Source organism: Frankia umida (assembly GCF_023242945.1).
Taxonomy (GTDB): Bacteria; Actinomycetota; Actinomycetes; order Frankiales; family Frankiaceae; genus Frankia; species Frankia umida.
Genome location: NZ_JALKFT010000038.1, coordinates 12,013 through 25,423, shown reverse-complemented (window position 1 = coordinate 25,423; position 13,411 = coordinate 12,013). Strand labels below are relative to the sequence as shown.

General features: G+C 72.8%; 14 protein-coding genes. 7 read left to right on the top strand and 7 right to left on the bottom strand.

Annotated features, from left to right (window positions below):
- Positions 1 to 29 precede the first annotated feature (29 nt).
- Positions 30 to 1,133 carry a Rieske 2Fe-2S domain-containing protein gene (locus MXD59_RS23055; protein ID WP_248826694.1) on the bottom strand — a complete coding sequence of 368 codons (1,104 nt, stop codon included), beginning with the start codon at positions 1,131 to 1,133 and terminating at the stop codon, positions 30 to 32.
- A gap of 95 nt (positions 1,134 to 1,228) precedes the next feature.
- Here MXD59_RS23055 and allB point away from each other — a divergent pair, with 95 nt between their 5' ends.
- Genes allB through uraH form a run of 3 tightly spaced genes read left to right on the top strand, consistent with a single transcriptional unit; the run spans position 1,229 to position 4,519 of the window.
- Positions 1,229 to 2,620 carry an allantoinase AllB gene (gene allB / locus MXD59_RS23050; protein WP_248826693.1) on the top strand — a complete coding sequence of 464 codons (1,392 nt, stop codon included), beginning with the start codon at positions 1,229 to 1,231 and terminating at the stop codon, positions 2,618 to 2,620.
- Between the two features lie 32 nt (positions 2,621 to 2,652).
- Positions 2,653 to 4,203 carry an allantoicase gene (locus MXD59_RS23045; RefSeq protein ID WP_248826692.1) on the top strand — a complete coding sequence of 517 codons (1,551 nt, stop codon included), beginning with the start codon at positions 2,653 to 2,655 and terminating at the stop codon, positions 4,201 to 4,203.
- A gap of 4 nt (positions 4,204 to 4,207) precedes the next feature.
- Positions 4,208 to 4,519, top strand: coding sequence for a hydroxyisourate hydrolase (uraH, locus tag MXD59_RS23040; protein WP_248813731.1), 312 nt, complete (start codon positions 4,208 to 4,210; stop codon positions 4,517 to 4,519).
- A gap of 71 nt (positions 4,520 to 4,590) precedes the next feature.
- Here the strand turns inward: uraH and MXD59_RS23035 are convergent, their stop codons facing one another.
- Positions 4,591 to 4,974, bottom strand: coding sequence for a YybH family protein (locus MXD59_RS23035; protein ID WP_225437951.1), 384 nt, complete (start codon positions 4,972 to 4,974; stop codon positions 4,591 to 4,593).
- Between the two features lie 191 nt (positions 4,975 to 5,165).
- Here MXD59_RS23035 and MXD59_RS23030 point away from each other — a divergent pair, with 191 nt between their 5' ends.
- Positions 5,166 to 6,095 carry a LysR family transcriptional regulator gene (locus MXD59_RS23030; protein WP_248826691.1) on the top strand — a complete coding sequence of 310 codons (930 nt, stop codon included), beginning with the start codon at positions 5,166 to 5,168 and terminating at the stop codon, positions 6,093 to 6,095.
- A 13-nt stretch (positions 6,096 to 6,108) separates the two neighbouring features.
- Here MXD59_RS23030 and MXD59_RS23025 read toward each other — a convergent pair whose 3' ends face one another.
- Genes MXD59_RS23025 through MXD59_RS23010 form a run of 4 tightly spaced genes read right to left on the bottom strand, consistent with a single transcriptional unit; the run spans position 6,109 to position 8,678 of the window.
- Entirely contained in the window at positions 6,109 to 6,840 is a 732-nt protein-coding gene (locus MXD59_RS23025) for an FMN-binding negative transcriptional regulator (protein ID WP_248826690.1), read from the bottom strand.
- 57 nt (positions 6,841 to 6,897) lie between these two features.
- A complete protein-coding gene (locus MXD59_RS23020) occupies positions 6,898 to 7,203 on the bottom strand; it encodes a DUF3349 domain-containing protein (protein ID WP_248826689.1) in 306 nt (101 codons plus the stop codon).
- Positions 7,204 to 7,237: 34 nt separating this feature from the next.
- The gene (locus tag MXD59_RS23015; protein WP_248826688.1) at positions 7,238 to 7,498 is read right to left on the bottom strand and encodes a hypothetical protein; all 261 of its coding nucleotides are present in this window, start codon (positions 7,496 to 7,498) and stop codon (positions 7,238 to 7,240) included.
- 31 nt (positions 7,499 to 7,529) lie between these two features.
- On the bottom strand, positions 7,530 to 8,678 hold the full coding sequence (locus MXD59_RS23010) for an inorganic phosphate transporter (protein ID WP_248826687.1): 1,149 nt from the start codon (positions 8,676 to 8,678) through the stop codon (positions 7,530 to 7,532).
- 320 nt (positions 8,679 to 8,998) lie between these two features.
- Here MXD59_RS23010 and MXD59_RS26705 point away from each other — a divergent pair, with 320 nt between their 5' ends.
- Together MXD59_RS26705 and MXD59_RS23000 are read left to right on the top strand one after the other, a co-directional pair.
- A complete protein-coding gene (locus tag MXD59_RS26705) occupies positions 8,999 to 9,250 on the top strand; it encodes an SDR family NAD(P)-dependent oxidoreductase (protein ID WP_283097351.1) in 252 nt (83 codons plus the stop codon).
- 51 nt (positions 9,251 to 9,301) lie between these two features.
- A complete protein-coding gene (locus tag MXD59_RS23000) occupies positions 9,302 to 10,429 on the top strand; it encodes an Rv3169 family protein (RefSeq protein ID WP_248826686.1) in 1,128 nt (375 codons plus the stop codon).
- Positions 10,430 to 10,445: 16 nt separating this feature from the next.
- On the opposite strand, the gene MXD59_RS22995 is transcribed toward MXD59_RS23000, so the two are convergent.
- Positions 10,446 to 11,777 (bottom strand): DUF6986 family protein, encoded by a 1,332-nt coding sequence (locus MXD59_RS22995; RefSeq protein ID WP_248826685.1) that lies wholly within the window; start codon positions 11,775 to 11,777, stop codon positions 10,446 to 10,448.
- Between the two features lie 823 nt (positions 11,778 to 12,600).
- Between MXD59_RS22995 and MXD59_RS22990 the strand changes: the two genes are divergently transcribed.
- Positions 12,601 to 13,398 (top strand): TrmH family RNA methyltransferase, encoded by a 798-nt coding sequence (locus tag MXD59_RS22990; RefSeq protein WP_248826684.1) that lies wholly within the window; start codon positions 12,601 to 12,603, stop codon positions 13,396 to 13,398.
- Positions 13,399 to 13,411 lie beyond the last annotated feature (13 nt).

Below are 13,411 nucleotides of genomic sequence, written 5' to 3'. Positions count from 1 at the left end.
ACTCCGGGTAGTCACCGAACCGCCTGCTGTCAGGTCGGGGTGGCCGCGGTATCGCCGCCCCGGCCGTCCGCACCGGCCCGGGAGACCAGAGCCGCGAGTGTGCGGCGCAGTGCCACCCCGGCCGCGTCCGCCCGGATACTGACCTCCTCCGGCACCGACGCCCGCACGGACACGGAGCCTGGGTCGGAGCTGGGGTCGGAGTCGGGGTCGGGCAGCGGCAGGCCCTCGAGGTCGAAACGTTCCTGCAGGGCGAGATCCTCGTCGAGCACCGCCTGCTCGAACGCGATGGCCTGGGCCATCCGGTCGGGGTCGGCGCCGAGGTCGTCCCGCAGCAGCAGGGTGTAGATCCGGGTGGCGCGCTCACCCTGCGGTTGCAGGCAGAACAGGATGGTGCTGGTCGTCGCGGCGTCGGGATACTCCAGGCGCAGCCGCAGCATGAACGGTGGCTGGTAGGCGTAGGTCGACCAGCGTCGCTGCACCAGCGGGTGCTCCCCGGTGGCCACCAGGGGATCCTCCGGATTGGCCACGTCCTGCTCCAGACGGACCAGGAAGCCCGCGCCGTCCGGCGCCACCCGGTAGGGGGCGACGAGGGTGTCCTCGCCGGCGCCGATCGTCGCGGCGTGCACGAACGGGAAGTGCGCGGTGTCGAGGAAGTTGTCGGCGAGCAGGCCGGCGCAGGCGCTGCTGTGCGCGGGGGGCAGCCACATCACGTCGAAGCCGGGCCGCGCCGCGTCGGGCAGGTCGATCAGGTCGGCCACCGGCGGCGCCGGGGCGATCCAGAGCAGACCGTGGCGCTCAGCCACCCCCCAGGCCGGGGTGGCCCTGGCCCGTCTGGGCGGTGGAACCCCGGGGCCGAGCGCCGGAATGGACGTGCACACCCCGTCCGGGCCGAACCGCCAGCCGTGGTAGCCACAGCGCAGCTCGCCGTCCTCGACCTGGCCGGCGGACAGTGGTGCGAACCGATGTGGGCACCGGTCGGTGAACGCCGCGAGCGCACCGCCCAACCGGACCACCACCCAGGCCTCGCCGAGCAGCAGCACCCGCAGCGGAGCGTCACCGAGTTCGGTCGCCAGAGCCACCGGATGCCAGCCGTGCCGCAGCGCCGGCTCGGTGTTACGAAGCAGCCACGCCATGATCACCTCGCGCTCGCCCGGTGCGGCGCTCGAGCCCACGCGGCGTCCGAGTCGCCGAACATCACTGTAACGTCGCGCCGCTAGGGTCGGCTGCCATGGGCTGGTCCACCTCTCCCACCAGCACGTCTCCCACCGGCACGTCGGTCGACCTGCCGGAGCGGGCGCAGGTGCTGCGCTCACACCGGGTGGTGCTGCCGGACGGTGAACGGCCCGCGGCGGTGCACGTCGTGGCCGGCCGGATCGCCGCGATCACCGGGTTCGACGAGGTACCCGCGGACGTGCTGGTCACCGACCTCGGCCCGTGGGCGCTGCTGCCCGGCGTGGTCGACAGCCATGTGCACGTCAACGAGCCCGGCCGGACCGAATGGGAGGGCTTCGCCACCGCGACCCGGGCCGCGGCCGCCGGCGGGGTCACCACGATCATCGACATGCCGCTGAACGCGATCCCGCCGACGACCTCGCTCGCGGCGCTCGAGACCAAGCGGGCGGTGGCGGCCGGCCAGATCGCGGTGGACGTCGGCTTCTGGGGCGGCATCATCGGCGCCGACACCCGCGGCCTGCGTGACCTGGCCGCGCTGCACGACGCCGGCGTGTTCGGCTTCAAGGCGTTCCTGGCCCCCTCGGGGGTGGAGGAGTTCCCGCACGTGTCCATGGACGTGCTCGCGGCCGCCACCCGCCACACCGCCCGGATGGGCGCCCTCACCGTGGTGCACGCCGAGGCCCCGGCGGTGCTCGAGGCGGCGCCGCCGGTGGTGGGCCGGGCGTTCGCGAGCTGGCTCGCCTCCCGTCCCCCCGCTGCCGAGCAGCAGGCGGTGGCGGGTCTGGCCGCGCTGTCCGCGGCGACCGGCGCCCGACTGCACGTGCTGCACCTGTCCGCCGCCGACGCGCTGGACGACCTGCTCGCCGCCCGGGCGGAGGGGTTGGCGTTCACCGCCGAGACCTGCCCGCACTACCTGACCTTCACGGCCGAGGAGGTCCCCGACGGGGCCACCGTCTTCAAGTGCGCACCCCCCATTCGGGGGCGGGCGAACCTGGACCGGATGTGGGACGCGTTGACCGAGGGGCTGCTCGCCGGCGTCGTCAGCGATCATTCCCCGTCGACCCCGGAGGTCAAGCGGATCGACACCGGCGACTTCGCCGCCGCCTGGGGCGGCATCGCATCCGTGCAGCTCGGGCTGTCCGCGGTCTGGACGCAGGCGCGCATCCGCGGGCACAGCCTCGCCGATGTGGTCGCCTGGATGTGCGCGGGACCCGCCGATCTCGCCGGTCTGCCGACCAAGGGACGCCTCACGGTGGGTGCCGACGCGGATCTCGTGGTCCTCGACCCGGACGGGTCCTACCTGGTGGAGCCCAGCATGCTGCGTCACCGTCACCCGCTGACCCCCTACGCTGGTCGTAGCCTGGACGGACTGGTCCGGGCGACCTACCTGCGGGGGGTGCGCGCCGACGGCGATCGCCCGCCGCGGGGGCGTCTGCTGGCACGGTGACGGCCCCGGTCGACCCGGAAAGAGGGAATCTGATGAGTGACGAGCCCGACCTGACCAACCTCATCGATCTGGCCGCGTCCCGTTTCGGCGGTACGGTCGTCGCCGTCAACGACGAGTTCTTCGCGTTCGCCGAGCGGATGCTGCTGTCCGAGCCACCGACCGTGCGTCCGGGTGTGTTCACCGAACGCGGCCAGTGGACCGACGGCTGGGAGACCCGCCGCCGCCGCGACCTGCCCGGAGCCGACTGGGCCGTGGTCCGTCTCGGCGCCCCGGGTATCGCCCGGGCGATCACCGTCGACACCACCCACTTCACCGGCAACGCCCCCGAGGCGGTCGAGATCCACGGGGCGACGCTCGCCGGCTACCCGTCCGCCGCCGAGGCCGCCGACCCCGCGGTGGAGTGGGTCGAACTGGTGGGTCACACCCCCATCGCCGCGGACGCGGTGAACGTGCTGCCCGTGGCCGAGCCGGGCCAGACCCGCATCACCCATCTGCGCCTGACGATCCACCCCGACGGCGGCGTCGCCCGGCTGCGGGTGCATGGCACGGTCGTGCCGGATCCCCGCCTGTTCGACCGGGTCACCTCCGACCTCGCCGCCGCCTATCTGGGCGGGGTCGTCGTCGCCGCCAGCGACATGCACTACGGCGGACGGCACAACCTCAACGCCTCCGGCGACGCCCGCGCCATGGGCGAAGGCTGGGAGACCCGCCGCCGCCGCGGTACGGGGCACGACTGGGCCACGGTTCGCCTGGCCACCCAGGGCCAGATCGTGCGGGCCGAGGTCGACACCCGCCACTTCCGCGGCAACGCCCCCCGTGCCGTCGAACTGTGGGCCGCCGACTGCCCCGACCTGATCGACCCGGATGACGTCGACGCCGTCACCGGCTGGTTCCCGCTGCTGCCGCGTACCCGCGTCCAGCCCAACACCCGTCACCTGTTCGACCTGGAGGTGCCCGTCCAGGCCACCCATGTGCGCCTGGACGCCATCCCCGACGGCGGCCTGGCCCGGCTGCGCCTGACCGGTGCCCCGACCCTGGTCGGCCGGGAGGCGCTGGCGATGCGCTGGTTCGACGCGCTGTCCCCGGACGCCGCGCGCGAGGAGCTGCTGGCCTGCTGCGGTTCGGAGGACTGGGCCGAGGCGGTGGTGGCCCGCCGTCCGTTCGGCACGCTCGCGGCGCTGCTGCCCGCCGCCGAGCAGGAGTGGTGGCAGGTGCCCGAATCGGCCTGGTTCGAGGCGTTCACCGCGCACCCCCGGATCGGGGAGCGCCCGGCCCGCACCCCGGCGCCGCCGACGACCGCCCGGGCCTCCATCGTCTCCCTCGACGCCCCCCGTCGGGAGCAGGCGGCGATGGACGAGGCGTCCGAGGAGACCAAGGCCGCGTTCGCCGCCGGCAACGCCGCCTACGAGGAGCGTTTCGGCTATGTCTTCCTGGTCCGTGCGGCCGGCCGCACCGCGCCGGAGATGCTGGATCTGCTCCAGCAGCGGATGACCCACGACGCCGCCGAGGAGCTGCGTGTCGCCGCCGGTCAGCAGGCGGAGATCACCGCGCTGCGCATCCGCCACCTGATCACCGGGGCGTGACGGGATGGGCCTGTCCACCCATGTGCTGGACACGGCCCTCGGTCAGCCCGCGGCCGAGGTCCGTGTGCGGCTCGAACGCGGTGAACCCACCGCAGGCTGGACCCTGCTCGCCGAGGCCGTCACCGACCCCGACGGCCGGATCACCGGCCTGCCCCTGACCGCACCCGGACGCTTTCGGCTGGTGTTCGACACCAGCGCCCGTTCGGCGTTCTTCCCCGAGGTCACGATCGCCTTCGAGGTCAGCGACCCCGCCGACCCGCACCACGTCCCGCTGCTGCTGGCCCCCTTCGGCTACTCGACCTACCTGGGCAGCTGACCGCGACGGTTCGCACTCCGGCGGTTCACGTCTCTGGCGGCCCGGTCTCTGGCGGCCCGGTCTCTGGCGGTTCAGTCCGTGGCGGTGAACTCGGGCTGGTCGAGCAGGCGTAGCCAGGTGCCGTCCGGCTGCCGGCGCACGACCTGCGCGCGGGCGCCGGCGCCGTCGCGGGGTGCGGTGGACGTCAGCGCGATGTCCCCGCTGACCAGGGTGGGCAGCGGCTCCTCCGGCTCGAAACGGGGTGCGTGCGTGAGCACCCGCTCCCACAGGGCACGGATGGCGTCGCGGCCCACCGTCCGCCCGCCCGGCGGGTAGGCCATCACCGCGTCCGGCTCGTAGAGCTCGGCGATGCCGGCGGCGTCCCCGGCGTTGGCCCGTTCGACGAACAGCCTGGTCAGATCCTCCGGCACACGGGCACGTTCCCGGGCGGTCGACAGGTTCGGATGCGACGTCATGGGATTCCTCCTTGGTGCTTCCCGCTGGCTTGGTGCTTCCCGCTGGCTTGGTGCTTCCCGCTGGCTTGGTGCTTCCCGCTGGCTTGGTGCTTCCCGCCGGCTTCCTGCTGCGCTCGGCTCCACGTCCACGCTGCGTCGGACGGGATCAGAAGTCCAACAGCTGGATCTGATGAGAAGTAGAATCAGCGCTTATGGAGCTGCGCCAGTTGGAGTACTTCGTCGCGGTCGCCGAGGAGGCGAACTTCACCCGGGCGGCCGAGCGGGTGCACATCAGCCAGTCGGGGGTCAGCGCGCAGATCCGCGCGTTGGAGCACGAGCTCGGCGCCGCCCTGCTCGACCGCACGGGTCGCGCCGCCACCCTCACCACCGCCGGCGTGGCCGCCCTCGAGCATGCCCGGCAGGCCCTGGCCGCCGTCGCCGCGGTGCGCGGTGCCGTGGACGAGGTGCGCGGGCTCGTCCGGGGCCGCCTGAACGTCGGCATGGTCGCGTCCTGCCTGGTCCAGCCCTGGTTCGAGGCGCTCGCGGCCTTCCACGAGGCCCACCCCGGCATCGAGCTGAGCGTCGTCGAGGACGCCTCCGACCGGCTGATCGGACAGGTCCGCGCCGGCACCCTCGAACTGGCGCTGGTCGGCACCGCCGCGGACGACGCCGCCCGCGACCCACGGATGCTGCCCGTGCTCAGCGAACCGCTGGTCGCGGCGGTCGCCCCCGACCATCCGCTGGCCGCGCGGCCCAGCGTCACCCTCGCCGAGCTCACCGCCCACCCGCTGGCCTGCCTGCCGCCCGGCACCGGCGTGCGCATCGTGTTCGAACGCTGCTGTGCCGCGGCGGGCGTCCGGCCGCGTTTCGCCGTGCAGGCGGCCGCGCCGGCGGCCGTCGCGGATCTGGCCGCCCGCGGCCTCGGCGTCGCGATCCTGTCCACGTCCATGGCCGACGGTCGCGCGGACAGCCTGCGCGCCCTGCCCATCGAGGACGCTCCGGTCTCCGCGCTGCTCGCCCTCACCTGGACCGCCACCCCCAGCCCCGCCCTGCACGCCCTGCTGCGCCACTGCCGCCGCACCTTCGCCCTGGACGATCAGGCGGGTCTGGCCGGGCGGCACGCCGACAGCTCGACGGCCTGATGAGCTGGCCCGATCAGTCGGGGACGCGGCCCGAACCGAACCGTGTCATCAGGTCGGCGACGGCCTCGGCCGGCGGCGCGGTGGTCTCGCCCTCGTCCCGCAGGCCGGCGAGGACGCCGTCGCGGTCGGCGGGGGAACGGTTCTGGCTGAGTTTCGCCTGCGCGACGATCGACTGGACGGCCATCTCGACGCCGACGATGGCCCGCAGCTGGCCGGTGACGAACTCCGCGGGGGCGTCGTCCACCGACCAGGGCCGCGGGCGGTGCCGCTCGTGCCGGTCGGTGAGACGGGTGACGACGTCACGCAGCCAGGCGGGCTCGTGGTGGAACACGACCGGGCCGGTGAAGTGGACGGACAGGTGGTTCCAGGTCGGCACGACCCGGCCGTGCTCGGCCTTGGTGGCATACCAGGACGGCGAGACGTACGCCTGCGGCCCGCGCAGGATGGCGAGCGCCGCGACACCCGGTTCGCTCCCGCGCCACTGCCCGTTGGCGCGCGCGATATGCCCGAGCAGTCGCCCGTGCGGCGCCCCGCGACCCTCGGCCGCCCCACCGGCTGGATCCGCGTCGCCGGAGCGGGTGAACGTGGGGTCGGTCTGGCCGGGGGCGCGGTCCCAGATCACGGGGACGAGGGTGGCGACCAGACCCGTGCCGTCGAAGGTGACCAGGTCGACGGCACCGATCCGCTCGACCAGCTCGGCGACCTGGTCGAGCTCGGTCAGCTCGAACGGGCGCGGCACGTACACGGCTGTGATCATACGACGGCGGTCGCGCGCGACCGCCCTGTCACCGGTGTGGTTCGGTCACCGGTGTGGTTCGGCCAGCGGCCAACCGCCGGCGGCCAGGCGGGCGCTGACCCGGGCGATGTCCTGGTCGCGGGCGGCGCCGTTGGTGAGTTCGGAGATCGCGGTGCGGACCGCGTGCACCGAGGCGGAGTCGTCCGCCTCGGCCAGGGTCGCGGCGAGCTCGTCCACCTCGTCGGCGGTGAGCTTGCGGCGCAGCAACGCGAACAGCGGCAGATAGTCGTGTTCGGGAACGCCCTCGGGATAGCCGGCGCGCAGCCAGCCGACGATCGAGGCCAGGAACGGGGGTAGCGCCCTGCTGCTCATGGTGATAATGGTCCTGTCTGAGGTTCCGGCGGCTTCAGGTTCCGGCGACGACGGAGTAGATGCCCCAGCCGATCCCGGCGAGCACGATCGCGAAGCACAGGGCCCCGGCGGCGATCCCCGCCGGATTCGACCCGAGGATCCGCTCGTCGGCGCCGCTCGTGGTGGCGGCGCCGCCCCGGCCGGGGAGACTGATGGCACGCAGGCCGACGGCGAACAGCGCGGGCAGGCCGGCGCCGGCCAGCAGGCCGAGGACGACGATCTTCCACAGGGCGTCAAGGTCGATCCAGGAGTTCACGGCCAGCCCCTCCTCTCGTGATGGCGCGGCCTCAGGCGGCGATGCGCTCGTGGGTCTCGGCCGGGACCAGAGCGCCGTCCCATTCCGCGTTCACGTTGTGGTGGCTGACCGGGATCTTGCGGGCCTGCCAGTACAGGGCGCCGGAGGCGATCACCAGCACCGCGAAGACGACGACGATTCCGGCCGTCCCGCCGATGCCCTGGGCGATGCCGTAGCAGGCGGCGCCGACCAGCCCGGAGGCGGGCAGGGTGAGCAGCCAGGCGGTGGCCATCCGGCCGGCGACGTTCCAGCGCACCTCGGCGCCGCGCCGACCGAGACCGGTGCCAAGGATCGAGCCGGTGGCGACGTGCGTGGTCGACAGCGAGTACCCGAAGTGGCTGGACAGCAGGATCGTCGCGGCCGAGGACGACTCGGCCGCCATGCCCTGCGGCGAGTCGATCTCGACCAGGCCCTTGCCCAGGGTCCGGATGACCCGCCAACCGCCCAGGTAGGTGCCGGCGCTGATGGCGATCGCACAGCTGACGATGACCCAGGTCGGGGCCTGCGCACCGGCGTTGAGGGTGCCGTTGGCGATGAGCGCCAGGGTGATGACGCCCATGGTCTTCTGCGCGTCGTTCGTGCCGTGGGCGAGGGACACCAGCGAGGCGGAGCCGATCTGCCCGATGCGGAAGCCGTGGTTGCGGGTGCCGTCCGGGACGCTGCGGCTCAGCCGGTAGATCAGATAGGTGCCGGCGGTGGCGATGAGCGCGGCGATAACGGGCGACAGACCGGCCGGAATAATGACCTTCGAGACAACTCCGTGCCATTTGACGCCGTCGCTGCCGGCGGCGGCGATGGTCGAGCCGATCACCCCACCGATAAGCGCGTGGGAGGAACTGGACGGAATTCCGAAGAACCAGGTGAGCAGATTCCAGGTGATTCCGCCGACCAGGCCGGCGAAGACGACGGTGAGCGTCACGTCGCCGGTGTTGACCAGGCCACTCGCGATCGTGGCGGCCACGCTCAGCGACAGGAATGCGCCGACGAGATTCAGTGCCCCGGACAGGGCGACGGCCACCTTGGGTGGTAGTGCTCCGGTTGCGATCGATGTTGCCATCGCGTTGCCGGTGTCGTGGAAGCCATTTGTGAAGTCGAATGCCAGTGCGGTCACGACCACCAGGGCCAGTACGCCGTCGTTCACATCGACTGTTGTAACGGCATGGCCGGCGGATGTCGACCCGTCCGATGCTGTGCGTTTTCCGGGCGACGGTTTTGTCGTGCATCCTTTGCCTGACGTTCACTGCCTGCACCGGAGTCGTTCGGTTTGGAATCCGAAACGGCCTGGCGGTGGCCGACCGCGACCATCCGTGACCGATCGCGGGCACCCTGGGCCGGGTGGCGCCGGGCACCGTCCGGCGTCCGGCGACGGTTGATTCGCCACCTTCGCGCTGGCAGGCTGAGCCCGGCGCGGGGCCGATCACGTGGGACAGGCCGATCACGTGGGACAGGGAGTGCTGGTCGATGACGCAACGGTTCGCCGGTCGGGTCGCCATTGTCACGGGAGCGTCGACGGGCATCGGCGCCGCCGTCGCGGGGCGCCTCGCCGAGGAGGGCGCCGCGGTGGCCGCCTCGGCCCGGCACGAACCGATGGACCCCCTCCCCGCGGGGTCCATCGTCATGCTTTCCTCGCTGTCGGCGGTCATGGGCGTCGGTGAACACGAACTCACCCGTATGGGCGGCATCGTCGACGGTGGCGCGGTGGCCAAGCTGTAGTACCGCCCGGCCCAGGCCGGCCCTGCCGAGACGACCCGAGGAGAACCGGCGATGCTCACCCCTTTCGACGACTACCCGATTCATTCGTCGGCCGATCCGATCGCCCATCCGGCCACCGGCGACCCCAACCACTACGACCGCTACTGGTTCAACGGCCATCAGAAGGACGGCCACTTCTACTTCGGCGCCGCGATGGGGCACTACCCGGTGCGGGGAGTCATCGACGCGGCGTTCAGCGTGGTGCTGGGGGGTGTCGAGCACTCCATCTTCGCGTCGGGAACGATGCCGCTCGACCGTTCCACCACGGTCGGTCCCATCCGGATCGAGGTCGTGGAACCGATGCGGACGATCCGTTACGTCGTGGCGCCGAACGAACAGGGCATCTCCTGTGACCTGACTTTTCGCGCGACCACCGTCGCCGTGGAGGAACCGCGCCAGCGGCGGATCTCGCCCGCCGGCATCCTCACCTCCGACCACACCCGGCTGACCCAGTGGGGCACCTGGGAGGGCACCGTCACCGTCGACGGCGAGCAGCTGCGCATCGATGCGGCGGACGTCTCCGGCACCCGCGACCGTTCCTGGGGAACCCGTCCGGTCGGCCAGCAGCTGACGATGAACATCCCGCGTCCGGAGTTGCAGATCTTCTGGTTGTGGGCGCCGCTGCACTTCGGTGACCGGTTCACGCATTTCGCCGTGCACGAGTACTCCGATGGCACCCGCTGGCTGGAGACGGCACTCGTACTCGACCCCGTTCCCGGGAACGTGGCTCCCTGGCAGGGCACGCCGGCCGGCGGGGTCCGGGAGGGCCGCAACATCCGCCACCAGCTGGAGTTCGAGCCGGGCCGCCGCGAGATCACACGGGCCGACCTGTGGTTCGACGACCCGGCCGAGGGTGAGGTGCACATCGAGCTGGAGAAGGTCCTGACCTTCCGGATGCGTGGCCTGGGCTACTGGCACCCGTACTGGACCCATGGCGCCAACCACGGCGAACTGGAGGTCGGCCGGGAGTCGATCGCCCTCGCCGATTTCGATCCCGTCGCCCGGACCTCACTGCACCTGCAGAATCTGGTGATCGCGAAAATGGGCGACCGCACCGGCGTCGGGGTGCTCGAACAGATCCACCTCGGTCCGCACACCCCGACCGGACTGACCGGAACCGTGGACGGCTTCGGCAGCTGACCCCGACCGGCCGCGGCTAACCCACCAGCCGGAGCACCTGGTCGCGGCGCAGCCCGGCGGAGCCGAGCGCCGCGTCGTCGACAAGGCCGGCTTCCAACGCCCGCAGGACGTGTCCGGCGAGCGCCCGCCCGGTCGCCGGCTCGTCCGCGACGGCCCCACCACCACCACCAGCCCCGCCGGCCCCGCCATCAACGGCCCCGCTGTCAGCGGCGTTCTCGTTCCCGGCGTGGGTGCGCTGGGTGGCGACGTACGCGCCGAGCCGGGCCAGGGTGTCGTCCAGTCCGCTGAGCAGGCAGCCGGCGACGGCGGCGTGCCGGCTCACCAGCTGCCCCGGATGCAGGTCCCAGCCCTGGTAGAGCCCGCGGTGCCAGGCTCGGCGGACCAGATCGGCGTGCCGACGCCAGGCCCGGTGCACGTCGGGGTCGACGGGCAGCAGGTTCGACGAGCCATCGGCGACGTCGATGCCGGTACCTGCCGCCACGAGCTGCATCATCGTCGTCGCGTACTCGACCGCCGGATGATCGCTGGCCTGGTCGGCACCACCGATTCCCAGCGCCGCGGAGTAGTCGTAGGTACCGACGTGCAGGCCGACGAGCCGGCTGGCCCGCCCCGTCACGCTCAGCGCCAGACCGGTCCGGACGAGCTCGGGCAGGGCCAGGACGGCGGCCGGGGTCTCCACCTGGATCTCGACGTCGACCGGCCCCGGCAACCCGAGCTGGTCGGTCAGCGCGGCGAGCACGTCGGCGAACACCCGTAGCTGCGCGGGCGCGCTCACCTTCGGCACGGTGATCACCAGACCCGGCGGTGGGCCGTCGTCCGCGCACAGAGCGGTCAGGAACAGGTCGAGGCTGCGCAGCCCCCGCGAGCGCACCGCGGGGTCCAGCGACTTCGGACGCAGACCGTAACGGGCCGGAAGCAGGCCGGCGGCGGCTGCGGCCCGCAGCGCCTCGGCCGCCCGCACCGCGTCGGCGTCCTCGGCGTCGTCGGCGCGCAGGCCGTAGCCGTCCTCGAGGTCTACCCGCAGGTCCTGCACCGGCTCGGTGGCGAGCACCCGCGTCACCTGGGCGTGGACCGCGGCGGCGATGGCCTCCGCCGGATCGCCACCGGTGGCGGCGGCGAGCGTGGCCGGGTCCGGCGCGTGCCGCGCCAGCAGCCGCTGGGCCCGCGCGCCCCAGATCGCCATGATGTCCGCGCGCATGTGGTCGGCTGGCAGGTAGCAGGTGTGCACCGGCTGCCGGCCGGCCCCGCCGGACGCCCCGGGATGGCGCGCGGCCAGCGCCGCGTCGACCGGTTCGAGAGCGGCGGTCAGCCGCGCGATCATCGCGGCCGGCAACGTCGTGCGCCTCATCCGACCGCGTCCCGCGCGGCGATGCCGACCAGACGGTCCGCGTGGCCAGCTCGGCCTGGGTGGCCTGGGTGGCCTGGGTGGCCTGGGTGGCCTGGGTGGCCTGGGAGTGTGGCGAGGGCCGAGGCCGTCGCCGGCGCTGTGCACACCGATCGGGGGGGTCGATGAGCGGCGCCGACGACGGCGGTTCGGGAGGGCCCGTCCAAGGCCCCACGGGAGTGCGCTCCGGGCGTTCCGGCGCGGCACCCCCTTGCTTTGTACCAAATTTCCCTGCGGACGCACCTGATCGGTCTCAATTGCCGAGAGTGACCGATCGTGTCAAGGTCTTCCGTGAACGAGAAACCACCCGATTGTACCCACAGGACGCTGACCTCGGCATCTCGATCGATCCAAGGGATGCCAGGCGGATCGATGCGACCATCTGTGATTGCATCGAGTGATGTGATCTTGGCGAAAACGTCGTGCGGCCCGCCGTCGACCGCGCACATCGTCGAGGCCGTCTCGGTCAGCGACCACACGAAGCCCTCTGTGCTGAACGGGCTCGTGAGGCTGTGCCGCTCGTGGGGCTGTGCTTGTTGCATGGCTGGACGCGCTCCGTTCCGGGCTGGACGAAGATGGGCAGGCCCGCCGCCCGAGCCGGGGGCGTCACCGCCAGACGATAGGAGCTGGCCGCCCGGCGAGGGAGCGCGTTGGACGCCGTGGCACCCTGGCGGGTGGGCTGGCGCACAGGTGCGGCCGGGGCTCTGGTAGACCTGAGCGTGTGTGTCGCGACCCGGCCACCGCGGATGACGGCACGCGATCCGTCCCGGCGCGGCCCGATCCCCTCGTGATCGACGATGCCGCCGACCCGCGGGTGGACGACTTCGTCGCGCTCACCGACGTGGCCCTGCGTCGTCGGCGGGAGCCGGCCGACGGTCTGTTCATCGCCGAAGGTGAGCGGGTGATCGGACGTGCCCTGCGGGCCGGTTACCGGCCGCGGTCCGTGCTGGTGGCACCGGCACGGCTCGCCGCGGTGCCGGCGGACCTGCCCGCGGACGTCCCGGTCTACGTCGCCGGGCCGGACGTCCTCGCCGCCATCACCGGGTTCGAGGTGCACCGCGGGGCGCTCGCGTCCATGTGCCGACGTCCGCCGCGCTCACCGGCAGACCTGCTCGCCACCGCCCGGCGCGTGCTGGTCTGCGAGGACATCGTCAGCCACACCAACCTGGGTGCGATCTTCCGGTCCGCGGCCGGTCTCGGGATGGACTCGGTGCTGCTCAGCCCGCGCTGCGCCGACCCGCTCTACCGACGATCCGTACGCGTGTCGATGGGGGAGGTGTTCGCCGTCCCGTACGCCCGGCTCGACCCATGGCCCGCGGCCCTCGCCGATCTGCGCACCGCCGGGTTCGACCTGCTCGCCCTCACCCCCGCCGCGGACGCCGACGATCTCGCCACCTACGCCGCGCGCCTGGTCGACCTGCCGGCTCGGGTGGCGTTGCTGCTCGGCACCGAGGGGCCGGGGCTGTCCGCGCCGGCCCAGGCGGCGGCGAGCGCTCGGGTGCGGATTCCGATGGCCCACGGTGTGGACTCCCTGAACGTCGCCGCGACCGCCGCGATCGCCTGCTACCTGCTCGGCCAACGCTGAGTCACCCGCGCGC